Origin of the sequence: Leucobacter sp. Ag1, from assembly GCF_000980875.1 — a bacterium.
Classification (GTDB): domain Bacteria; phylum Actinomycetota; class Actinomycetes; order Actinomycetales; family Microbacteriaceae; genus Leucobacter; species Leucobacter iarius.
Map to the genome: position 1 here is coordinate 48,998 of NZ_LAYO01000110.1, position 21,138 is coordinate 70,135.

General features: G+C 70.1%; 27 protein-coding genes. 8 read left to right on the forward strand and 19 right to left on the reverse strand.

Annotated elements, in window-relative coordinates; translation table 11 throughout:
- Nucleotides 1-62: 62 nt before the first annotated feature.
- From XM48_RS15050 to XM48_RS15060, 3 genes are read right to left on the reverse strand one after another with little or no spacing between them, the layout of a single operon-like run.
- Complete coding sequence (locus XM48_RS15050) at nt 63-848, reverse strand: phosphoesterase (RefSeq protein ID WP_231580914.1); 786 nt, start codon at nt 846-848, stop codon at nt 63-65.
- On the reverse strand, nt 845-1,684 hold the full coding sequence (locus XM48_RS15055) for an RNA methyltransferase (RefSeq protein ID WP_046456659.1): 840 nt from the start codon (nt 1,682-1,684) through the stop codon (nt 845-847). Before XM48_RS15055 ends, XM48_RS15050 begins: the two co-directional genes overlap by 4 nt.
- Nucleotides 1,681-2,562, reverse strand: a complete 882-nt coding sequence (locus XM48_RS15060) for an alpha/beta fold hydrolase (protein WP_046456660.1) — start codon at nt 2,560-2,562, stop codon at nt 1,681-1,683. Before XM48_RS15060 ends, XM48_RS15055 begins: the two co-directional genes overlap by 4 nt.
- A 147-nt stretch (nt 2,563-2,709) precedes the next feature.
- Between XM48_RS15060 and XM48_RS15065 the strand changes: the two genes are divergently transcribed.
- Nucleotides 2,710-3,420: an exonuclease domain-containing protein gene (locus XM48_RS15065; protein ID WP_046456661.1), complete on the forward strand. Its 711-nt coding sequence runs from the start codon at nt 2,710-2,712 to the stop codon at nt 3,418-3,420.
- 416 nt (nt 3,421-3,836) lie between these two features.
- Here XM48_RS15065 and XM48_RS15070 read toward each other — a convergent pair whose 3' ends face one another.
- Complete coding sequence (locus XM48_RS15070; protein WP_046456662.1) at nt 3,837-4,085, reverse strand: type B 50S ribosomal protein L31; 249 nt, start codon at nt 4,083-4,085, stop codon at nt 3,837-3,839.
- A 141-nt stretch (nt 4,086-4,226) separates the two neighbouring features.
- The gene (locus XM48_RS15075; RefSeq protein ID WP_046456663.1) at nt 4,227-5,012 is read right to left on the reverse strand and encodes an ABC transporter ATP-binding protein; all 786 of its coding nucleotides are present in this window, start codon (nt 5,010-5,012) and stop codon (nt 4,227-4,229) included.
- Between the two features lie 41 nt (nt 5,013-5,053).
- On the opposite strand from XM48_RS15075, the gene serB reads away from it, so the two are divergent.
- Complete coding sequence (gene serB / locus XM48_RS15080) at nt 5,054-5,704, forward strand: phosphoserine phosphatase SerB (RefSeq protein WP_046456664.1); 651 nt, start codon at nt 5,054-5,056, stop codon at nt 5,702-5,704.
- 91 nt (nt 5,705-5,795) lie between these two features.
- Here serB and XM48_RS15085 read toward each other — a convergent pair whose 3' ends face one another.
- Together XM48_RS15085 and fabG are read right to left on the reverse strand one after the other, a co-directional pair.
- Nucleotides 5,796-6,605, reverse strand: coding sequence for an isocitrate lyase/phosphoenolpyruvate mutase family protein (locus tag XM48_RS15085; protein WP_046456665.1), 810 nt, complete (start codon nt 6,603-6,605; stop codon nt 5,796-5,798).
- 76 nt (nt 6,606-6,681) lie between these two features.
- Entirely contained in the window at nt 6,682-7,395 is a 714-nt protein-coding gene (fabG, locus tag XM48_RS15090) for a 3-oxoacyl-ACP reductase FabG (protein WP_046456666.1), read from the reverse strand.
- Nucleotides 7,396-7,500: 105 nt separating this feature from the next.
- Between fabG and XM48_RS15095 the strand changes: the two genes are divergently transcribed.
- Genes XM48_RS15095 through XM48_RS15110 form a run of 4 tightly spaced genes read left to right on the forward strand, consistent with a single transcriptional unit; the run spans nt 7,501 to nt 9,878 of the window.
- Nucleotides 7,501-7,908: a DUF3099 domain-containing protein gene (locus XM48_RS15095; RefSeq protein WP_046456764.1), complete on the forward strand. Its 408-nt coding sequence runs from the start codon at nt 7,501-7,503 to the stop codon at nt 7,906-7,908.
- A 38-nt stretch (nt 7,909-7,946) separates the two neighbouring features.
- A complete protein-coding gene (locus tag XM48_RS15100; RefSeq protein ID WP_046456667.1) occupies nt 7,947-8,162 on the forward strand; it encodes a hypothetical protein in 216 nt (71 codons plus the stop codon).
- Nucleotides 8,159-9,007: an SURF1 family protein gene (locus tag XM48_RS15105; RefSeq protein ID WP_046456668.1), complete on the forward strand. Its 849-nt coding sequence runs from the start codon at nt 8,159-8,161 to the stop codon at nt 9,005-9,007. Before XM48_RS15100 ends, XM48_RS15105 begins: the two co-directional genes overlap by 4 nt.
- Complete coding sequence (locus XM48_RS15110; RefSeq protein ID WP_231580915.1) at nt 9,000-9,878, forward strand: cutinase family protein; 879 nt, start codon at nt 9,000-9,002, stop codon at nt 9,876-9,878. The genes XM48_RS15105 and XM48_RS15110 overlap by 8 nt, the downstream gene beginning before the upstream one ends.
- Here the strand turns inward: XM48_RS15110 and XM48_RS15115 are convergent.
- From XM48_RS15115 to sufB, 7 genes are all read right to left on the reverse strand, one after another.
- Complete coding sequence (locus XM48_RS15115; RefSeq protein WP_046456669.1) at nt 9,875-10,621, reverse strand: hypothetical protein; 747 nt, start codon at nt 10,619-10,621, stop codon at nt 9,875-9,877. The two genes, XM48_RS15110 and XM48_RS15115, sit on opposite strands and share 4 nt — an antisense overlap.
- A gap of 20 nt (nt 10,622-10,641) precedes the next feature.
- Complete coding sequence (locus XM48_RS15120; protein ID WP_046456670.1) at nt 10,642-12,240, reverse strand: ABC-F family ATP-binding cassette domain-containing protein; 1,599 nt, start codon at nt 12,238-12,240, stop codon at nt 10,642-10,644.
- Between the two features lie 87 nt (nt 12,241-12,327).
- A complete protein-coding gene (locus XM48_RS15125) occupies nt 12,328-12,672 on the reverse strand; it encodes a metal-sulfur cluster assembly factor (protein WP_046456671.1) in 345 nt (114 codons plus the stop codon).
- 9 nt (nt 12,673-12,681) lie between these two features.
- On the reverse strand, nt 12,682-13,443 hold the full coding sequence (gene sufC, locus XM48_RS15130) for a Fe-S cluster assembly ATPase SufC (RefSeq protein ID WP_046456672.1): 762 nt from the start codon (nt 13,441-13,443) through the stop codon (nt 12,682-12,684).
- A gap of 3 nt (nt 13,444-13,446) precedes the next feature.
- Nucleotides 13,447-13,773, reverse strand: a complete 327-nt coding sequence (locus tag XM48_RS15135; protein WP_046456673.1) for a non-heme iron oxygenase ferredoxin subunit — start codon at nt 13,771-13,773, stop codon at nt 13,447-13,449.
- Nucleotides 13,770-14,960: a Fe-S cluster assembly protein SufD gene (gene sufD / locus XM48_RS15140; protein WP_046456674.1), complete on the reverse strand. Its 1,191-nt coding sequence runs from the start codon at nt 14,958-14,960 to the stop codon at nt 13,770-13,772. The genes XM48_RS15135 and sufD overlap by 4 nt, the downstream gene beginning before the upstream one ends.
- On the reverse strand, nt 14,960-16,378 hold the full coding sequence (sufB, locus tag XM48_RS15145) for a Fe-S cluster assembly protein SufB (protein ID WP_046456766.1): 1,419 nt from the start codon (nt 16,376-16,378) through the stop codon (nt 14,960-14,962). Before sufB ends, sufD begins: the two co-directional genes overlap by 1 nt.
- Before the next feature lie 281 nt (nt 16,379-16,659).
- On the opposite strand from sufB, the gene XM48_RS15150 reads away from it, so the two are divergent.
- Together XM48_RS15150 and XM48_RS15155 are read left to right on the forward strand one after the other, a co-directional pair.
- A complete protein-coding gene (locus XM48_RS15150) occupies nt 16,660-17,592 on the forward strand; it encodes a heme A synthase (RefSeq protein WP_231580916.1) in 933 nt (310 codons plus the stop codon).
- 11 nt (nt 17,593-17,603) lie between these two features.
- Nucleotides 17,604-18,098, forward strand: coding sequence for a hypothetical protein (locus XM48_RS15155; protein ID WP_046456675.1), 495 nt, complete (start codon nt 17,604-17,606; stop codon nt 18,096-18,098).
- Here XM48_RS15155 and XM48_RS15160 read toward each other — a convergent pair.
- From XM48_RS15160 to XM48_RS15180, 5 genes are all read right to left on the reverse strand, one after another.
- A complete protein-coding gene (locus XM48_RS15160) occupies nt 18,061-19,086 on the reverse strand; it encodes a YihY/virulence factor BrkB family protein (RefSeq protein WP_231580917.1) in 1,026 nt (341 codons plus the stop codon). The genes XM48_RS15155 and XM48_RS15160 overlap by 38 nt on opposite strands.
- Nucleotides 19,083-19,610: a lipocalin family protein gene (locus XM48_RS15165; RefSeq protein WP_046456677.1), complete on the reverse strand. Its 528-nt coding sequence runs from the start codon at nt 19,608-19,610 to the stop codon at nt 19,083-19,085. The genes XM48_RS15160 and XM48_RS15165 overlap by 4 nt, the downstream gene beginning before the upstream one ends.
- Nucleotides 19,607-20,131: a DinB family protein gene (locus XM48_RS15170; protein WP_046456678.1), complete on the reverse strand. Its 525-nt coding sequence runs from the start codon at nt 20,129-20,131 to the stop codon at nt 19,607-19,609. Before XM48_RS15170 ends, XM48_RS15165 begins: the two co-directional genes overlap by 4 nt.
- A gap of 88 nt (nt 20,132-20,219) precedes the next feature.
- Complete coding sequence (locus XM48_RS17150) at nt 20,220-20,705, reverse strand: hypothetical protein (protein WP_052961558.1); 486 nt, start codon at nt 20,703-20,705, stop codon at nt 20,220-20,222.
- The gene (locus XM48_RS15180) at nt 20,702-21,133 is read right to left on the reverse strand and encodes a DUF4383 domain-containing protein (RefSeq protein WP_046456679.1); all 432 of its coding nucleotides are present in this window, start codon (nt 21,131-21,133) and stop codon (nt 20,702-20,704) included. The genes XM48_RS17150 and XM48_RS15180 overlap by 4 nt, the downstream gene beginning before the upstream one ends.
- Nucleotides 21,134-21,138 lie beyond the last annotated feature (5 nt).

The window sequence follows — 21,138 nt, forward strand, 5'->3', positions numbered from 1 at the left end:
ACATGAACCGGGCGTCGGGCGATGAGCACCGTCGGGGCACGCAGGGCCGACTCTGCGCCGAGCTAGCCGGCCAGCGCGAGCAGGCAGCGGGTGGTGAGCAGCCCGGTGCCGAGCACGCCCAGCTCCCCCGCGATGAGCAGCAGGGAACTCGCCGAGTCGAGGGCCGCGAACGCCGCGATCGCGAGCGCGACGAGCACGGCGATCACGCCGAGCACGGTCAGGATCACGCGCGCGGTCGCGCCGAGCGCCGCCGGTGCGCCGAGACGCGGCGGATGGAACACGGTCAGCAGCGCGAAGATGAGGAGCACGAGCGCCTGCGCACCGAGCACGTCGCTCGGGCGGTGCCAGCCGAAGGCGAGCAGCTGCCAGGCGGCGGCGCCGATCACGAGGGCGCCGACCAGACCCACCACCGCGCGGACTCGCGGGGGCACGGCCCAGATGACCGCCGCGAGGAGGGCCGTGAAGACGGTCATGTGACCGCTCGGGAAGGTGTTCGGCGCGTCGAACTCGAACAGGCCCGGCCGGGTCAGCAACTGCTGCTTGAGCAGTTGCGACGCGAGGATCGCGAAGCCCGCCGTGAAGACGATGACGAACGCGCGGCGGAAGCCGTGGGCCGCGATCGTCAGGCCGCCGATCAGCGCCAGGGCGAGCGCGACGGACGATACCGAGACGAGATTGAGCGGCGCCGGCGGGTCCATCGTGAAGGTCGCCGCGTCCAGCACGCTGGCCTCGGCCTGCTGCCCCGTCGTGCTGCCGACGCCGAGCACGTACGACAGCACGCCGATCACGGCCGCGCAGATCGCGATCGCGATCGCCCGGCCCCGGCTCACCCTCGCGACGTCGGTCACTGCGCGAGCTCCCCCGCACCCGTCGCGCGGTCGGCGGTGCGCACGGCCCACAGCGCGAGCGCCGCGGCCGTGGAGACGTTCAGGGAGTCGACGCCGTGCTCCATCGGGATCGTCACCACGCGGGTCGACGAGGCGAGGGCTCGGCGGGTGAGCCCGTCACCCTCGGTGCCGAACATGAGCGCGAGACGATCCGGCAGCGCACCGACGTAGTCGGCGAGGTCGACCGCGTCGTCGCTGAGGGCGAAGGCCGCCAGCTCGTAGCCCGCGTCGCGGATCAGCGGGCCTGCGTCGCGCCAATCGGGCAGGCGCGCCCACGGTACCTGCAGCACGGCGCCCATGCTCACGCGGACGGCCCGACGGTAGAGCGGATCCGCGCACGCGGGGGTCAGCAGCACCGCATCGGCGCCGAGTGCGGCGACCGAGCGGAAGATCGCGCCGACGTTGGTGTGGTCGGCGAGATCCTCGAGCACGACGACGCGGCGGGAGGAGCGGAGCAGCTCCCCCGGGTCGCGCGGTGCCGGGCGGTGCATCGACGCGAGCGCGCCGCGGTGCATGTGGAAGCCGGTCAGCTGCGCCAGCTGCTCGGAGGAACCGACGTAGACCGGCACATCGGGGTGCTCTGCGAGCACGGCCTCGAGCTTCGGGATCCACTCCTCCAGGAGCAGCACCGAGCGCGGTCGATGACCTGCGCGCAGCGCCCGATCGATCACCTTCGGCGACTCGGCGAGGTAGAGCCCCTCCTCGGGCTCCCGGACCCGGCGCAGCGCGACATCGGTCAGCTGCGTGTAATCGGCGAGTTCGGGAGCGGAGAGATCGTCAATGCGGTGGATCCTCACGCGACCTGCTCCCCCGCGTGCTCCCGCAGGAATGCCGTGATCATCGCCGCGGCGTCCTCGACCGCCTCGTAGTGCACGAGGTGCCCGACGCCCGGCAGGATCCGAAGCTCCGAGCCCTCGATCTTGCGGTGCAGCGACAGCTGCTCGGTGATCGGAGTGATGTCGTCGACGTCGCCGGCGATGATGAGCGTCGGCATCGAGTAGTCGGGGGCCGATGCGGTGACGGTGTGCGACACGGATGCGCGGAACGCCTGCAGCAGCGTGGTCGTGTCGGAGAACCGGCTGAAGTAGCGATCATGCTGACCGTGGATCCAGGCGCGTTCCTCGGGGTCGGGAGTCTTCGCCATGACGATGCTCATGGTGCGCACGATCGCCGGATGCCCGAGCAGTCCGCGGGCCGCGCGCTCCGGCAGCACGTCGGCCGCGCGGTAGTACGCGATCGCCAGCTGCGTGAGCAGCGCCTGCGGGCCCTCGAGCGCTGGCGCCGAGATCGGGTTGATGAGGATCGCGAGGCGCGGATCGAGGCCCGTGGAGACGGCGTTCGAGACGACGAGGGTGCCGAACGAGTGCCCGAGGATCGCGTGGCCCTCGGGTGCCGCCTCCGCGGCGAAGGCACGCAGCCACTCGCCGTAGAGCGCGATGCCGTGCTCGCGGTCGGGCACCGCCGGGCTCTCGCCGAAGCCGGGCAGGTCGGGAACGAGAACGCGCAGATCGGGCTGCAGCTCGGCGATGCGCAGAGCGAGCCCCTCGAGCCCGTGGTGGTCGCCGCGGAACCCGTGCACGAGGATCAGCGCGGCGCCGTCAGGGTTGCCGTACTGCCAGGTGCGCGTGCCGATCCCGAGGGTCGGCACGATGAGGTCGGGAGGTGCGTCGTTCACAGTCCGAGTGTATCCGGGCGGCCCTGTGCGAACGCGGAGCCGCCAGTGTGCAGAACCCCGGGAAGGCCTGGGCATCCGATCCGAACACGGTGCCGCTGCCGTTGTCGGCGGTCGCCGATAGCATCGAGCCGAAGGAAGGATCAGCGAATGACCGAACGACTCCCCCTCTGGGCCGAGCACCTCGCGGTGTTCGATACCGAGACCACCGGCGTGGAGACCGCGAGCGCACGCATCGTGACCTCGACCATCGCGCTCGTCGGCCCCGGCGGCGAGGTGACCGAGCGCTACGACTGGCTGATCGACCCGGGCGTCGAGATCCCCGAGCCCGCCGTGCGCGTGCACGGCATCAGCACCGAGGTAGCCCGTGCGAGCGGCGTCGACCCGGCGGTGGGCGTCGCGCAGATCATCGAGCAGCTCGCCGCCATGATCGAGCGCGGATTCCCCATCGTGGCATACAACGCGCCGTTCGATCTCTCGCTGCTGCGTGCCGAAGCCGCGCGCCACGGCGTGACCTGGCTCGAGCCCCTCTCCCCCGTGCTCGACCCGCTCATCCTCGACAAGCAGTTCGACCGGTACCGCAAGGGCAAGCGCACGCTCGTCGCGGTGGCCGAGCACTACGGCGTCGAGCTGGGCACCGCGGCGCACGACGCCGGCGAGGACGCGATCGCGACGGGCCGGGTGCTGCAGGCGATCGCCCGCAAGTACGCCGCTTCGCTGCCGGGCGAACTCCCCGAGCTCCACCAGGCGCAGATCGGCTGGGCTGCCGCACAGGCGGCGAGCTTCCAGGACTACATGCGCCGCGCTCGCGACCCGCAGTTCGTCGCCGATGGCGGCTGGCCGCTACGAACGAACGGCTGATCTGCAAGGCTGAGCTGCCCGGCTGTACCACGCGAGCGGCGGCGGCGCACGACGAACGCGACCTGACCGCGCGTGCTCGATCGAGCACGCGCGGTTCTGCGTGTCACCGGGCGGGGTGGCGCCGCAGCATCGTTGCTGCTGCGCTGCCGCCGCCGTGGTGAGCCAGCGGACGGGACATTGACGAGTGGACGGGGTTCCGACGAGTGGATGCCCAATTGATGCGTGAAAAGGCGTCCATTCGTCGGAAACCCGTCCACTCGTCGGAGTCGGGCTCGCATCCGAGACCGCACGCGTCAGAGCTGGCGTGCTCAGTCCCCTCGCACACCGAGCACGCCAGGAACTTCCCCCGGAAAACGACGGCGGGGCGGCGATCCGAAGATCGCCGCCCCGCCGGGAGCCAGTCTGGCTGTAGCTGCTTAGGCGCCGAAGCCCTTGAAGCGCTGGTTGAACTTCTCGACGCGGCCGGCCGAGTCCATGATGCGCTGCTTGCCCGTGTAGAACGGGTGCGAGGCGCTCGAGATCTCGACGTCGATGACCGGGTAGGTCGCGCCGTCGAGCTCGATGGTCTTCTCGCTGGTCAGCGTCGAACGGGTGAGGAAGGTCTCGCCCGAGGCCAGGTCGCGGAACACGATGGCGTTGTACTCGGGGTGGATGTCGTTCTTCATGGAGTGGTCCTTAAGATGTGCGCCTGGAAAGAGCGTGTAACAGCACGCCCAGAGGTCTTGGGAGCGGCACGGTTACCCGCACCGAGGATCGATTCTATCACGAGCGAAGCCGCGGGCACCGGGTCGCGACGAGGCGTTTCGCTACGGACGCGCGATCGCGGCGTATCGGCCGTCGCGCACCGAGAGCTCGAACGGCAGGCCGAACGTCGCCTCGAGGTTCTGCTCGGTCAGGGTCTCGGCCAGCGGGCCCGCGGCCTGCACGCGCCCGTCGCGGAGCATCAGGAGGTGGGTGAACCCCGGCGGGATCTCTTCGACGTGGTGGGTCACCATGACCATCGCGGGCGAGCTGGGCGACTGCGCGAAGCCCGACAGCATCTGCAGCAGGCGCTCGCGCGCACCGAGGTCGAGGCTCGCGCTCGGCTCGTCGAGCAGCAGCAGCTCCGGATCCGTCATGACCGACCGGGCGATCATCGCGCGCTTGCGCTCACCGTCGCTCAGCGTGCCGAAGGCGTTGTCGGCGAGTGCGAGCAGGTCCCACTCGGCGAGCACACGGTCGGTGCGCCGCAGGTCGTAGTCGTCGTATTCCTCGTTCCAGCGGCCCTCGACCGAGTACGCGGCGGTCAGCACCAGATTGCGCACCGTCTCATCGTTCGGGATCCGGCGGGCGGTCGCCGAGGACGCGAAGCCGAGCCGGTTGCGCAGCTCGAAGATGTCGACACGACCGAGCGTCTCGTCGAGCACCTCGACGGTGCCGCTCGTTGGGTAGTCGTTCGCAGTCGCGAGCTTCAGCAGGGTGGTCTTGCCCGCGCCGTTGGGTCCGAGCACCACCCAGCGCTGATCGCTCTCCACGGCCCAGTCGACCCCGTCGAGGATCGGCCGGCGGTCGCGCACGTAGGACACATCGGAGAGTCGGAGCACATTCACCATGCGGTCAAGCCTAGCCCCGCCCGCGTGCCAGACTGGTGCGTATGACCGCCGATTCTCGTGTTCGCCCGCTCGTCGTCCTCGACTGCGACTCCACCACCATCCAGGACGAGGTGATCGAGCTGCTCGCCGAGGTCGCCGGCACGCGCGAACTCGTCGCCGAGGTGACGGAGCGCGCCATGCGCGGCGAGCTCGACTTCGCCGAGAGCCTGCGCGAGCGGGTGGCGACGCTCGCGGGCACGCCGGAGTCGGTGTTCGCCGACGCGTACGCCCGGGTGCGTCCGAGCCGCGGCATCCACGAGCTCGTCGCCGAGGTGCACGCGCGCGGCGGCGTGGTCGGCGTGGTCTCGGGCGGCTTCCACGAGGTGCTCGATCCCCTCGCTGCCGACCTGCGCCTCGACCGCTGGCGCGCCAATCGGCTCGAGGTCGCGGACGGTGCGCTCACCGGACGCGTCACCGGCCCGATCATCGATGCCGCGGCCAAGGCCGAGGCGCTGCGCGAGTGGGCCGAGGAAGCGGAGATTCCACTCTCGGCGACCGTCGCCATCGGCGACGGCGCCAACGATCTCGAGATGATGGCCGTCGCGGCGGTCTCCGTCGGGTTCAACGCCAAGCCCGTGGTGCGCGAGCGCGCCGATGTGACCATCGAGGACGACCTCGCGCTGACGATCCCGCTGCTCGACCGGCTCTCCTGAGCGGCTGATCGGCTGAGCAGCCGACCGCCTGGACGGACGAGGGGCCGCCGCCGATCCGATCGGCGGCGGCCCCTCGTGCTCGCCCGAACGCTCAGAAGTTGTTGAGCTGTTCCACGCCCGCCGGCAGCACGCCGTCGGCGAGCAGGTCCGCTCCGAGCGCTTTCAGCGCGCCCAGCGCGACGTTCTGCGGCATCGGACCGTACGAGATGCGGGCGACGCCGAGCGCCTCGTACTCCGCGGCGCGGAGCGCGCCGGGTAGGCCGATGACGCTGACCCGCTGCTCGCCGATGCCCGCGACCAGCTGCGCGGTCTCCTCGGTGTTCAGGATCGCCGGGACGAACACGGCGGTGGCGCCGGCGTCCAGGTAGGCGCGGCCGCGCTCGATCGCATCGGCGATGCTCTCGCTCCGGGGGCGGTCGCCGCCGCGGATCAGCGCGTCGGTGCGCGCGTTCAGCGCGAACGGCACGCCCTCGCGTTCGCCGGCCTCGACCGCCGCGCGCATGAGCGCGACCGATTCGTCGAACGGCCGCAGCCGATCCTCGATGTTCGCGCCGGAGGCTCCGGCGCCGATCGCGTGCCGCACGGTCTCCCCCGCATCCGCGAAGCCGCCGTCGAGGTCGGCGGTCACCGGCAGGTCGACGGCGCGCACGATCCGCTCGATCGCCGAGATCATCAGGTCGAGCGGGATCTGCTCCCCGTCACCGTACCCGTGGCTCGCGGCGATGGCGTGCCCGGCGGTGGCGATCGCCGCGGTGCCCGGCAGCTCGGCGACGACGCGCGCGCTGACCGCGTCCCAGACGTTCACCACCCGCAGGATCTCGGGGGCCCGGTAGGCCCGCGTCAGCTGCGCCGCGTCCGCGGCGACTCGGTCGAGGGAACGGGGACTCGTCTCTTCGCTCATGGGGCCAATCTAGACCCCGGTCGACCGGCCGGGCCAGGGGCTCGGCGCCCCTTCCCGGCCAGTCGTCAGGATGGGGTCAGTGACCCATGCCCATGCCACCGTCGACGGGGATCACGGCACCCGAGATGTAGGCCGCGTCATCGCCCGCGAGGAACGAGGCGGCGCCCGCGATCTCGGAGACCTGGCCGAAGCGGCCGGCGGGAATGGACGCGCGGTACTGCTGCTGCTGGGCCTCGGGCAGTTCCGCCGTCATGTCGGTCTCGATGAAGCCCGGGGCGATGACGTTCGCGGTGATGTTGCGCGCGCCGAGCTCGCGGGTGAGCGAACGGGCGAAGCCGACGAGCGCGGCCTTCGAGGAGGAGTAGTTGATCTGTCCGGGCGAGCCGTAGAGCCCGACCACGCTCGAGATGAGGATGACGCGACCGAAGCGACCCTTGAGCAGTCCCTTGGCTGCGCGCTTGACCACGCGGAAGGTGCCGGTCAGGTTCGTGTCGATGACGCTCGTGAACTCCTCCTCCGTCATGCGGAGCAGCAGGGTGTCCTTGGTGATCCCGGCGTTCGCGACGACGACCTCGACCGCACCCAGCTCGGCCTCGATCTCGGAGAACGCGGCGTCGATCGACGCCGCGTCGCCCACGTCCGCGCGCACGGTGAGCGCGCCCTCGGGACCGCCCTCGCCCGAACGGGAGGTCACGGCCACGCGATGCCCGTCGGCGATCATGCGCTCCGCGATGGCGAAGCCGATGCCGCGGTTTCCGCCGGTCACGAGCACAGTACGAGGAGTGGTCATCGAGGATCCTTCCGTGGGAGTGGGTTCCCAGCCTAGAGGATCGCGGTTCACGGTCAGTTTGCACGCGCCCGGAGCGCGTAGGCTTGAGTGGAAGGACAGGTGAAGATGGCCGAGCAGTATCGTGTGACTTCGGTGGGGGCGGCCCCGGCCGAGGACCGTGCGCACCGCATGCGCGCGTACTTCATCATGATGACGATCAGGATCGCCTGCGTCGCCTCGCTCTTCTTCGTGCATGGCTGGTGGGTGCTGCTGTCCGCAGCGGGCGCCATCATCCTCCCGTACTTCGCCGTGCTCATCGCCAACGCCGTCTCGACCACCGACGGCGAGCGTCCCGACGCGCCGAGCCCGCTGCAGCTCGAGAGCGCCGAGCCGCCCGCCGAGACCGACGAGGCGGCGGACGAGGATCCCGCGGAGACGCTGATCGTGATCGACGCGCCGGCGGAACGACGCTCCGCTCGGCCGTCATCCGCTTCGACCACCGACGGCGGCGATCAGACGGGCGCGACCGCGTGAGCCTCGGACTCCCCCTCGCGTTCGGCGAGGAACCCGCCATGCGTTTCACCTGCTCGCGCGCCGGCTGCGCCGACGCCGCGACGAGCGCGATCCGCTGGCGCAACCCCAAGATCCATTCCGAAGACCGCCGCAAGACCTGGCTGGCCTGCGATGCGCACCTGGAGGTGCTGCGCGACTTCCTCGCCGCGCGCGACTTCCCGCTCGCGGTCGTGCCGGTGAGCGAGCTCGACGATGCGGAGGACCGCGACCGATGACCGCCGAAATCGGGTGGAGCTTCCTCCGCAGCCGCCGCTGGCTGGGCTACTTCGCGCTGTTCGTGATCTTCGCCGTCGCCTGCGTGCTGCTCGGCAACTGGCAGTTCGAGCGACGGGCCGAGGCCCGTGCCGAGATCAACCGGCTCGACGCGAACTACGCCGCCACCGCGGTTCCGATCGACGAGATCGTCACCGATCCCGCGAAGTTCGACGAGGACCGCATGAAGTGGCACCCGGTCGAGCTGCGCGGCGAGTACATCGGCGAGACCTACCTCGCACGCAACCGCCCGGGCGAGGGTCGCGTCGGTTCCGACCTGATCCAGGCGTTCAAGCTCGACGACGGCCGCGTCTTCTTCATCGACCGGGGCTGGGTGCCGGTCGACGGCAACCAGGCCGTTCCGAAGGATCTGCCGCGCGGACCCGAGGGCGAGATCGAGGTGCAGGCGCGGCTCCGCGCGAGCGAGCCCTCGATCGCCGGGCGCAGCAGCACGGGCCACACCGTCGCGAGCATCGACGTGCCCGAGCTTGTCGAGCTCGCGGGAGTGACCGGGGAGGTCTACTCCGCGTCCTACGGCCAGCTCATCTCGGAGAACCCGAGCGCGAAGACCGGAACCCTTCCGCCGAAGCCCGAGCTCGACGAGGGCCCGCACCTCTCCTACGCGCTCCAGTGGTACGTCTTCATCCTGATCGCCCTGATCGGCGTCGGCTACGCCGCGCGGCAGGAGTACCGCACGCTGAACGCCGACGGCGAGACCGTGCGACGCCAGGACGAACGCAGTGCACGACGGAAGCAGCGACGCGGTCCCAGCGACGCCGATGAGGAAGACGCGATGCTCGATGCGTGACCGCGCGATGGATTCGACCGTGCGCGGCCGCCGGGTGCGGCCTGTCCGCAGCCGCCGCGCGGCGCTCGCCGCGGTACTGGGGCTGGCCGTGCTGCTGCCGCCGGCGCTCTCGGCCTGCGCGCCCGAGCCCGACGCGCAGGCGACCCGGAGTTCGCTGTCGAAGGTGACGGAGCCCGCCGCTCCCCCGAAGGCCGCCGAGAAGTTCGACGCGAAGAAGCACCCGGAGCCAGTCGCCCAGCCCGAGTACTGCACCGCGTACCTCGTGATCACCGCGCGCGGCACCGGCGAGCCCGTGGGCAACCAGCTCGTCACCCCGGTCGCTCGTCGCATCGCCGAGGCGCGCCCCGGCGAGATGCTCACGGTCGACCTGTTCTACCCGGCGGACACCGACATCAACGAGGGCGGCACCGAGGGCGTGCGCCGGCTGATCGATCAGCTCAACGTGCAGGCGGAGCACTGCCCCGATCAGCGGACGATCCTGCTCGGGTATTCGCAGGGCGCCTTCGTCATCGGGGACGCGCTCGCGGATCCGAAGGACCGGCTGATCGGCGAGACGGTCGGGCAGCTCAGCCCGGAGGCGCGCGAACGCGTGCTCGCCGTCGTCCTCTACGGGGATCCCCGCTTCGCGGGCGGCGAGCCCTACGACGTCGGCACCTTCACCGAGAAGGTCGGCGGGATCCTCCCCCGTCGTGCCGGCGTGCTCGCGCCGTTCGCAGACCGCATCCGCGACTACTGCGTCAAGAACGACTTCGTCTGCCAGGCCAGCGATTCGCTGGACGAGAAGGGCCACGTGTCCTACTACCGCAACGGCATGCAGGCGGAGGGTGCCGCATTCGTCATCGGGCGGCTCGGCCCGCGCGAGCGGCGCTAGCCGGTCCGGAGCGCGGGAGCCGGGGGTTTCCGCCGGGTCTGCGCCCGAACGAAGCCCGCGCTCAGGAGGAACAGGGCGAGGACGACGAGCGGGAATCCCAGCCCGAAGGCGAGATCGAGCCCGGCCGAGGAGGCGAACGAGAGGGCGAGCGCCGTCGGCATCCCTCCGATGATCGCGGTTCCGAGGCCGGCCCCGAGGGCGGCCACCGACCGGATCCGTTCCGACCCTCCCGCGCCGACCGGGATGAGCGGGAGCAGAGCGAAGGTTCCGATCCCGCCGACCAGGCCGGCTCCGACCGCCGCGAGGAAGAACGGCGCGAAGGCGCCGACGTGGTTCCCGTACGCGGTACTCGGCTGCAGGAGCTGCTCGACGAGCAGCGGGCCGCAGGAGATGGCGAGTACGCTGCCTCCGGACCAGAGGCCCGTGCGGATCGCGAGCGGCCGCTCCGCGCTCCCCGCTGCCGTATCGCCCCGACCGACGCGACGCGCACGTGAGCCGAGCCAGCAGATCAGCCCGATGAGAATGCCCAGCAGCAGCGAACCGAGCAGCGCCGGGAACCAGACGAGGCCGAAGCCCCACCCGATCCCCCAGCGATCCTCAGGCACTGCGTAGAAGGAGTACACGAGGAAGACCGTTGCCGCGCCGACGCCGACCAGGGTCGTCCCGTAGACCGCGACACCGATGGTACTCCGCGCCGTCGCGGCGACCGGGGCCGCTCGCGATGCTTCCTGCGTACTTTCCACACCGAGAGCCTAGTATGCCCCTACGCCAGCTCGATGAGCTCCAGGTACTCCTTCGACCAGTGGTCCTCGGTCGCGTCGGGCATGATCAGCACGCGCTCGGGGTTGAGCGCCTCGACGGCACCCGGATCGTGCGAGACCAGCACGACCGCGCCCGAGAAGTGCGCGAGCGCATCGAGCACTTCCTCTCGGCTGGCCGGGTCGAGGTTGTTGGTGGGCTCGTCGAGCAGCAGCACGTTCGCGCTGGACACCACGAGCATCGCGAGCGCGAGTCGGGTCTTCTCGCCACCGGACAGCACGCCGGCGGGCTTGTGCACGTCGTCGCCGGTGAACAGGAACGAGCCGAGCACGCGTCGCGCCTCGGTCTCGGTGAGGTGCTGCGACACGGAGATCATGTTCTGCAGCACGCTCGCCTTGACGTCGAGCGTCTCGTGCTCCTGCGCGTAGTAGCCGACCTTCAGGCCGTGCCCCGCGACGAGTTCGCCCGTGTCGGGCTCGTCGACGCCGGCGAGCAGGCGCAGCAGCGTGGTCTTGCCCGCGCCGTTGAGTCCCAGCACGACGACCTTCGAACCGCGGTCGATCGCGAGGTCGACGCCGGCGAAGATCTCGAGCGAGCCGTAGGACTTCGAAAGCCCCTCGGCCATGAGCGGGGTCTTGCCGCAGGGCGCGGGATCCGGGAACCGGAGCTTCGCGACGCGCTCGACCTGGCGGACCTCGTCGAGGCCCGAGAGCATCCGCTCGGCGCGCGCGACCATCTGGTGCGCGGCCGCGGCCTTCGACGCCTTCGCGCCGAACTTCGCCGCCTGATCCTTCAGCGCGGTGGCCTTCTTCTCGACGTTGGCGCGCTCCTTGCGGCGGCGCTCCTCGTCGGCGGCGCGCTGGCGCAGGTAGAGCTTCCAGTTCATGTTGTAGATGTCGATGACCTGGCGGTTCGCGTCGAGGTAGAAGACGCGGTTCACCGTCTCGCCCACGAGGTCGATGTCGTGCGAGATGACGATGACGCCGGCCTTCGAGTTCTTGAGGAACTCGCGCAGCCACACGATCGAATCGGCGTCGAGGTGGTTCGTCGGCTCGTCGAGGATCATCGTGTCCGCGTCCGAGAAGAGGATGCGCGCGAGCTCGATACGGCGGCGCTGACCGCCCGACAGCGTCTTGAGCTGCTGGTCGAGGATCCGGTCGGGCAGACCGAGGTTGTGCGAGATCGAGGCGGCCTCGGACTCGGCGGCGTACCCGCCGAGCGCCTGGAAGCGGTCGGTCAGGTTGCCGAAGCGCTTCATCGCCTTCTCGGCGACGGCCGGATCGTCGGAGGCCATGTCCTCGGTGGCCTTCTCGATGTTCTGCTGCAGCGTGCCGAGCCCGCGGGCGTCGAGGATCCGGTGCCGGGCGATCTGCTCGGGATCGCCGGTGCGGGGGTCCTGCGGCAGGAAGCCGAGCTCCCCCGAGATGGTGATCTTGCCCTCGGCGGGCTGCAGTTCACCCGACAGGGTGCGGGTGAGCGTCGTCTTGCCGGCGCCGTTGCGTCCGACCAGGCCGATCTTGTCGCCCGGGTTCACCCGGAACGTCACTCCCGACATGAGGCGTCGGGCGCCGACGTCGATCGCGAGATCCTCGACGGTGATCATGCTGTTCTCTCCTGAACTGGAATCTGCGTGCGGAGGCCCGGGACGAGTCTCCTCGTCCCGGGCCTCCGCACTGAGCCGGCTCGCGAATCAGATCGCGAAGCCCAAAGCTCTCATCATATCTCGACCGTCGTCGGTGATCCGCTCCGGCGTCCACGGCGGCATCCACACCCAGTTGATGCGGAAGGCCGTGACGAGGCCGTCGAGCGCTTCGGCGATGTCGTTCTCGATCACGTCGGTCAGCGGGCAACCGGCGCTCGTCAGCGTCATGCTGATGACCAGCGCGTCGTGCTCGTCGTCGAAGGCCAGGTCGTAGATCAGGCCCAGGTCGACGATGTTGACGCCGAGCTCGGGGTCCGAGACGTCCTTCAGCGCTTCGAGCGCCTGCTCCCGGAACTCCGGGTCGATCGACGTGGTGGTGGCGGTATCGCTCATGCTCGCAGCTTACGCCTCGACGGTGAGGAAGCGGTCGTAACCCTCTTCCTCGAGACGGTTCGCGAGCTCCGGGCCACCCTGCTCGGCGACGCGGCCGTCGACGAAGACGTGCACGAAGTCGGGCTTGATGTAGCGCAGGATGCGGGTGTAGTGCGTGATGAGCAGCACGCCGAGGCCGGTGTTCTCCTTGGCGCGGTTGACGCCCTCGGAGACGATCTTCAGCGCGTCGACGTCGAGACCGGAGTCGGTCTCGTCGAGCACGGCGAACTTCGGCTTGAGCAGTTCGAGCTGGAGGATCTCGTTGCGCTTCTTCTCGCCGCCCGAGAAGCCCTCGTTGACGTTGCGCTCGGCGAACGAGGAATCCATGCGGAGGTCCTTCATCGCGGCCTTGACGTCCTTCATCCAGGTGCGGATGGCGGGCGCCTCGCCGTCGATGGCGGTCTTCGCGGTGCGGAGGAAGTTGGCGTTGGTGACGCCCGGGATCTCGACGGGGTACTGCATGGCGAGGAACAGGCCCGCCTGCGCGCGCTCGTCGACGCTCATCTCGAGCACCTCTTCGCCGTCGAGCAGGATCGAGCCGCTCGTGACCTCGTAGCGGGGGTGGCCCGCGATCGCGTAGGCGAGGGTGGACTTGCCCGAGCCGTTGGGGCCCATGATGGCGTGGGTCTCGCCCTGGCGGATGGTCAGGTCGACGCCCTTCAGGATCTGCTTCGCGCCCTGGTCGGTCTCGACGCTGACGTGGAGGTCCTTGATCTCAAGAATGGAGGCCATGGTTCAAATCTCTTTCGTAACAGTGGGATCGATGTACACGTCACCGTCTTCGATTTCGACGACGAAGACGGGAACCGGCTCGTAGGCCGGGAGGTTCTGCGGGGCGCCGGTGCGGAGCGAGAAGGCCGAGCCGTGAGCCCAGCATTCGAGCGTGTCGTCCTCGACGAACCCCTCGGAGAGGCTGATCTGGCCGTGGGTGCAGGTATCGCCGATGGCGTGCACCTCACCCTGACCGTCGAGCACGACCGCCATCGGCACGCCGTCGATCTCGACGCGGACCGCTTGGTCCTGCGTGAGATCGGCGAGCGCCAGGGCCTTCTGTCGGGTCACGAGCGCACGCTCGCGGCGAGCTCCGCTTCGACGGCTTCGTGGAGACGCTCCTCGGTCGCCGCATCGCCGATCTGAGCGATCACCTCGAACAGGAACCCGCGGACGACGAGCTTGCGCGCCTCCTCGGCCGAGATGCCCCGGCTCTGGAGGTAGAAGATGTGCTCGTCGTCGAAGCGGCCCGTCGCGGAGGCGTGGCCCGCACCCTCGATGTTGCCGGTCTCGATCTCGAGGTTCGGGATCGAGTCCGCGCGCGTGCCCTCGGTGAGCACGAGGTTGCGGTTCTGCTCGTAGCTGTCGGTGCCGTCGGCGTTCTGCCGGATGAGCACGTCGCCGATCCACACGGTGTGCGCGCCCTCGCCCTGCAGCGCACCCTTGTAGGTGACGCGGCTGCGGGTGTGGGGAGCGTCGTGATCCATGTAGACCTGGTGCTCGAGGTGCTGGCCCGCATCGGCGAAGTAGGCGCCGAGCGCCTCGCCGTTGGCGCCCTCGTGGTCGAGGTGGATCGACGGGTTGAGGCGCACCACGGAGCCGCCGAGCGACACCACGATGTGGGTGAGCGACGCATCGCGGCCCACGGTGGCGTAGTGGCTGGCGAGGTGGATCGCCTCGTCGTCCCACTGCTGGACGCTGACCACGGTCAGCTTCGCGCCGTCGCCGACGACGATCTCGACGTTCTCGGTGAGGTTCGCGTCGCCCGCGTTCTCGAGGATCACGAGACCCTGCGACTGCGGGGCGGCCTCGATCACGGTGTGCGCGGCGCGCTCCGCGTGATCGAGCGCGTCGCGGCGGACGATCGCGGTGACCGTCTCGTCGCCCGAGATGGTCACGAGGTGCGCCTCGCCGAACGCGGTCCAGGCGTTCGCCGCGCCGCGCTCCTCGGGAGTGCCCGCGCGGCCGATGCGCGCGTCGTCGCGGGCGATCCACTCGCTCGAGACGCCGGCGACCTCGGTCACGGACACCGGGAGGCGCGAACCGTCGAGCGCACCGTCGAGCAGGCCCTGGAACTTCGCGATGGGTGCGAACTTCCAGGTCGCCTCGCGGCCGGTGACCTGCGGGAAATCGGCGACATCGGTCGAGGTGAACCGATCGGAGCGGGTCTGCACCGGGATCTTGCGGTCCCAGCCGCCGTCCGAGTGCGCCACTGCGCCGTGCTGAGCGGGGTCCATCGTTGCTGCAGCGTTCGTCATTATCCGACGGATCCTTCCATGCCCATCTCGATGAGCTTGTTCAGTTCGAGCGCGTACTCCATGGGCAGCTCTCGGGCGATCGGCTCGATGAAGCCGCGGACGATCATGGCCATGGCCTCTTCTTCGGCGAGCCCGCGGCTCATGAGGTAGAACAGCTGCTCCTCGCTCACGCGGGAGACGGTCGCCTCGTGGCCGAGCTCGGCATCGTCCGTGCGGATGTCGATGGCCGGGTAGGTGTCGCTGCGCGAGATGGTGTCGACGAGCAGCGCGTCGCAGACGACCGAGTTGGCGGCGTGGTGGGCGCTCGCCTCGACGCGGACCTCGCCGCGGTAGCCGGTGCGCCCGCCGCCGCGCGCGATCGACTTCGCGAGGATCGACGACTTGGTGTGGGGTGCGAGGTGGATCATCTTCGCGCCCGTGTCCTGGTGCTGGCCGGGGCCGGCGAAGGCGACCGAGAGGGTCTCGCCCTTCGCGTGCTCGCCGGTCAGGTAGATCGACGGGTACTTCATGGTGACCTTGGAGCCGATGTTGCCGTCGACCCACTCCATGGTCGCGCCCGCCTCGGCGACGGCGCGCTTGGTGACCAGGTTGTAGACGTTGTTCGACCAGTTCTGGATCGTCGTGTAGCGCACGCGGGCGTTCTTCTTCACGATGATCTCGACGACGGCCGAGTGCAGCGAATCGCTCTTGTAGATGGGAGCGGTGCAGCCCTCGATGTAGTGGACGTAGCTGTCCTCGTCGGCGATGATGAGCGTGCGCTCGAACTGGCCCATGTTCTCCGTGTTGATGCGGAAGTAGGCCTGCAGCGGGATCTCGACGTGCACGCCCTTGGGGACGTAGACGAAGGAGCCGCCCGACCAGACGGCCGTGTTCAGCGCGGCGAACTTGTTGTCGCCCGACGGGATGACGGTGCCGAAGTACTCCTCGAAGATCTCGGGGTGCTCGCGCAGCGCGGTATCGGTGTCGAGGAAGATGACGCCCTGCTCTTCCAGATCCTCGCGGATCTGGTGGTAGACGACCTCGGACTCGTACTGGGCGGCGACGCCCGCGACGAGGCGCTGGCGCTCGGCCTCGGGGATGCCGAGGCGCTCGTAGGTCTCCTTGATCTCCTCGGGAAGCTCTTCCCAGGAGGTCGCCTGCTTCTCGGTGGAGCGCACGAAGTACTTGATGTTGTCGAAGTCGATCTCGGAGAGGTCGGCGCCCCAGCCCGGCATCGGCTTCCGGTCGAAGATCTGCAGGGCCTTCAGGCGTCGCTGCAGCATCCATTCGGGCTCGTTCTTGAGCGCCGAGATATTGCGCACGACGGCTTCGCTGAGGCCGCGCTGCGCCGCAGCGCCGGCTTCATCGGCGTCGTGCCAGCCGAACTCGTATACGCCCAAGCCCTCGAGCTCGGGCCGGTCAATCAGCACCTCTGGCATGGCTTCCATCCCTCGATCGTCTCCGCGCGGGAACCCGACGCGAGACCGGAGGGATCCGGCCCTCGGAGCGCGACCGCGCCCTGCGAGTTCCCTGCAGCGGTGCAGTAGTCTGGGCCGTGAGCGGCCGTGACCCCGAGACCGCAGGTGCTGGGCACCGCGCTCCGGGTCGCCGCACGCAACCTCAACTCACCATTCTACAGACTCGCTGTGAAAACGGGAGAGGTGCGCCGCGGTTCGACGAACCCGGTCCGCTCGTTCCCAGCATCGAGAGGAATTCAACCGTGTCGAGCGCGAGCACCGTCTCCCCCGCATCCGATTCGCCCGCGGCGGGTCCGACATTCCGCGCCTCGCGCTTCCTGCGCATCGCCGCGTGGGTGTCCTTCGTGCTGAACGCGACGATCATCGCGACCGGCGGCGCGGTCCGCCTCACCGGCTCCGGCCTCGGCTGCCCCACCTGGCCGCTCTGCACCGCCGGATCGCTGGTCCCCACCGACGAGCTGAGCTACCACTCGCTCATCGAGTTCGGCAATCGCACCATCTCGGGCCCGCTGCTCGTCTTCGCGATCCTCGTCGCGATCCTCAGCTGGCGCATCCGCGCGGTGCGCAGGGACCTCTTCACGATGTCCGTCGTCGTGCTCGCGCTGGTCCTGCTGCAGGCCCTCGTCGGCGGCGTCATCGTCTGGCTGCACCTGAACGCGAACCTCGTCAGCTTCCACTACATCGTCTCGCTCGTGCTCGTCTGCCTCACCGCCGCGTACATCGCGCGCATGTACGATGCGCCCGGTGCTCGCGAGCGCGCCGTGCCGAAGCCCTTCGCGATCCTCACGCACATCACCACTTTCGTCATGGCGATCCTCGTGGTCGTCGGCGTGCTCACCACTGGCGCCGGCCCGCACTCGGGCGACGCCGACATCCAGCGCCACGGGCTCGACGCCTCGATCCTCGCGCACGTCCACGCGTGGCCCGGCTACATCTCGTTCGCCCTCGTGGCCGTGCTCTTCGGCTGGGCGATCACCCGCGAGCTCCGCCCCCGCCGCTGGACCGCCGCGCTGCTCGGCCTCCTCATCGTGCAGATCATCGTCGGCGTCTACCAGTCGCGCTCGGGCCTGCCCCCGCTGGCCGTCGGCGTGCACATGGTGCTCGCCTCGCTCACGGCGGCGACCATGACCATCGTCGTGCTGCGGCTGAAGCGGCCTGTCGCGGCGAACGACTGAAGGACCCCCGCGTGCGCATCGCGATCGCCGCCGCAGGATCCCTGCTGGTCCTCGCATTCGGGATCTTCGGGCTCCTGGTGATGAACGACTGGGGTCTCGTCGCGGCCAGCCACGAACCGCTGGACCGGACGCTGGACGCGATGCAACAGGCCGAGCAGGATCGCGCGCTCGTTCCCGGCGGCATCTTCATCGTGCTGGCCGTCGCTGCGGCGGCCGGCCCTGCGTTCGCCGCGCTCAAGTCCAGCGAGCTCCCTGCCTGGGCGCTCGCGGCGATCTACCTGGCACTGCTGGTACTCGGCGGCCCCGCCTACTTCATGTTCTCGTTCGCCAATCTGAATTCGATCGGCGATACCTACGCCGACTGGGACTCCGAGGCCGTGCAGCGCCTCGAAGCCCCGCTCTATTCGACGAGCCTGGGCGCGATGATCGTCCTGGTGCTCCTGCTCGTCGTCGTCGGCGTGCGGAAGCTCAGTCGCCCGACTCCCGGGACTCGTTCGTCCCGCTGATCGCCTGCCGCTCCGCGCGCTCGGCCTCCTGCGCCGCCCGCAGCTCCTGCTGCACGGCGTGCAGGCGGTCCTCGGCCTGTTGACGTCGGCGCTGGGCGAGCGTCTCCGCACCGAACTTCTGGCGCACGCGGTCGCGCGCCTCGGCGACTCCCGTGATGATGTAGCTGCTCGCGATGAGGATGGCCTGCGCGGACAGATTCACCCAGAGCAGCAGCGCGACGAGCGCGGCGAACGTCGCCAGCAGCGGGTTCGCGGTCGCTCCGCGGACGAAGAGCCCCGACAGCTCCTGCAGCACGGTCAAGGCAACTCCGCCGAGCGCGGCGCCCGCCCACAGGGTGCGGGCGGGGGCGCGCACCCCGGACAAGACACGGAACGCCAGCGCGACCGCCGCGGCGTCGATCGCGAACACGATCACAATGCCCAGTGCGCGCGACAACGCGATCGCGGCACCGCTTCGCGGCGAGAAGCCGAGCACCCCGCTGACGCTCTCGACGCCGGCCGACGCCAGCACGCTGAGCGCCGCTGCTGCGACGAGCAGGCCGCCGAATGCGATGCCGACCAGCAGGTTGCGCAGGAGGGTCCAGAGGAAGAAGCCGTCGTCGTGCTCCTCTCCGGCCAGCACTCGGAGCGCGGTGCGCAGGCTGCTGATCGCGCTGATCGCTGCGCCGACGAGACCGACGAGCGACAGGGCGCCGACGATGCTGAAGCCGACCGGTGCGGAGATCGAGGTCGGGTCGACGACCTTCGATAGCCCGGGGATCACCCGTTCCAGCGCGTCGCGCAGCGCCCGCATGGCCTCGGGGTCGCCGCCCAGCCAGAGCGCCGCGATCGAGAACCCGAGCAGCACCGCAGCGGAGATGCTGAACAGCGCCCGGTAGGTGATGCTGTCGGCGAGCATCGCGCCCCGGCGTTCGGTGTAGAGCAGGAACGCGCGGACCAGCCGCAACCGGAGCGCCCACGCGGTCGCACGTCGGACGAGCGCGTTCACGCCTGACGACCCGATTCGAGTTCACCGTCCGAGACCGGGGTCCCGGTCTGCTCGGTCCGGATCCACGGTGTCAGGTCGAAGCCCTGGGCGCGTGCCGTACTGGCGTAGTCGGCGACCGTCGCCGCATCGAGCTCGGGCTCGCGTGCGAGCAACCAGAGGTGGGTGCGGTCCGGGGTGCCGACGAGCGCGATCCGGTATTCGGGATCGATACGGAGCACCCAGTAGTCGGCGCGGGTGAACGGGATCCATCGGAGGCCGGCGGGGAGGAACGTCACCCGCAGCCGGCCTGGGTGGCCCTCGACCGGCTCCGCCTGGCCGACGGCCTGCGTCGGGACCCCCTCGCCGTCGATGCAGCGGTTGTCGACTCGGATCGTGCCGTCCTCGTGCAGCGAGTACTCCGCGGTGACGCGGATCGCATCGTCGTCCTCGAAGCGCAGCGGCAGGCGCCCGATCTCGAACCACAGCCCCAGGTAGCGCTGCAGGTCCAGCTGGGCCACCGGTGCGACGTCGCCGTGCTCGCTCACGCGCGTCCTCCCTCGAACGCGTCGCGGGACATTCCGGCGATGTACGCCGCCTGGCCCACGTGCTCGAGTGCGTCCGCCGACATGCTGACGAGACGGGAGCCGCGCGTCACCGGCGGGTCCCAGCGGTCGTCGACGATCTGCGCGAGCGACGCTTCGTCCAGCTCAGACAGGTAGGCGAGCTGGGCGGCGACCACGGCGCCCAGGTGGTCGAGCAGCAGGTCCGCGTCGTCCGCTCGAATCGCGCGCGCCTCCTCGGCGCTGTGGCCGTAGCCGAGTTCGTGGGCGCCGGTCGCGAGCCCGAAGCGGCGGTCGAAGCCGTCCGCGGTCCAGACCGGCTCGCGCCCGGAGAGCGCTGAGAGCTGCTCGTCGATCTCTCGCGCCGCGTGCCAGAGCAGCCACGCGATCGAGTTGTCGTGATGCGGGTGAGCGTTGAGCAGCTCCGGAGTCAGCCGCTCGCGCAGATGCTCCGCCGCGTCGAGCGGCCGCCGGGTCAGGTCGGTGAGGATCTCGATGCCGTTCATGGCGCCAGGATATGAGTGCGTTCGGATCGGCGCCAGGGGGTTGCCGCCCGCGTGCGTCCCCGAGCCGATCCGTGCGCGGCGTGGCTCATCAGTGCCCCTGATGGGACTCGCCGTGCGGCAGCGCGAATTCGCCCGGCGTCGAGAGCGCGAGTGCCGGTGTCGTCACCGCGGCGACGACGAGCGCCTCTGCGACGAGCACGAGCACGAACGCACCCGGCCGGCGCCCGCGAGACAGCGGAGCGGCGGGAGCTTCCCGCCGCCCGCGGCGCAGCGCGATCGCCGCGACGGCCGCCACGCTCCAGCTGAGGCCGGCCAGGGCGAGGAACGGGACGAAGCCGATCAGTCCGGTGATGAGCATCCCGCCGGCCAGCAGCACCTCGACCGCGGCGACCGAGCAGGCGATCCGAGGAGTCGCGATCCGGCCGAGACGCAGGGAGATGACCGCCCATCCCAGGTGCGCCGCTGCGAGGACGAGCAGTGGGATCGCGACCGCGATCCCACTGCCCGCGGCCGTCGCGCACAGGATCAGCGCGATACCGACCCCCGCGAGCGACGACCAGAGCGTCCCGTTCACGGCGCGGGCGACGGTGTCAGCCCCGCACCCGATCCCGAGACCTCCCGGTCTGCGGCCAGTGCCACCACGATCAGGACCAGCGCGCTCGCCAGGTGCAGGACGTGGTCCGCGGTGTTCAGCGCGAGGATGTTCGCCGCCGTGTCCGCGATGAAGAAGCCGACGATGCCGACCAGCAGGTAGACGAAGCCGACCGTCCCGTTCGCGCCCTTCGCCGCGCGAACACCGGCGAACGCGGCGAGCAGCAGCGCCGCGCCGATGAGCAGGTGGACGATGTTGTGCAGCGGATTCACCGCGAAGAGCCCGAGCAGCAGCCCGCCCTTCGTCGCGATGAAGCCCACTCCCCCGGTCACGGCGAAGCCGAGCAGGCCGACGAGCAGGTAGACGGCGCCGAAGATGCCTCCGACGATGCGGTTGGGTGAGGTGTTCACGGTGG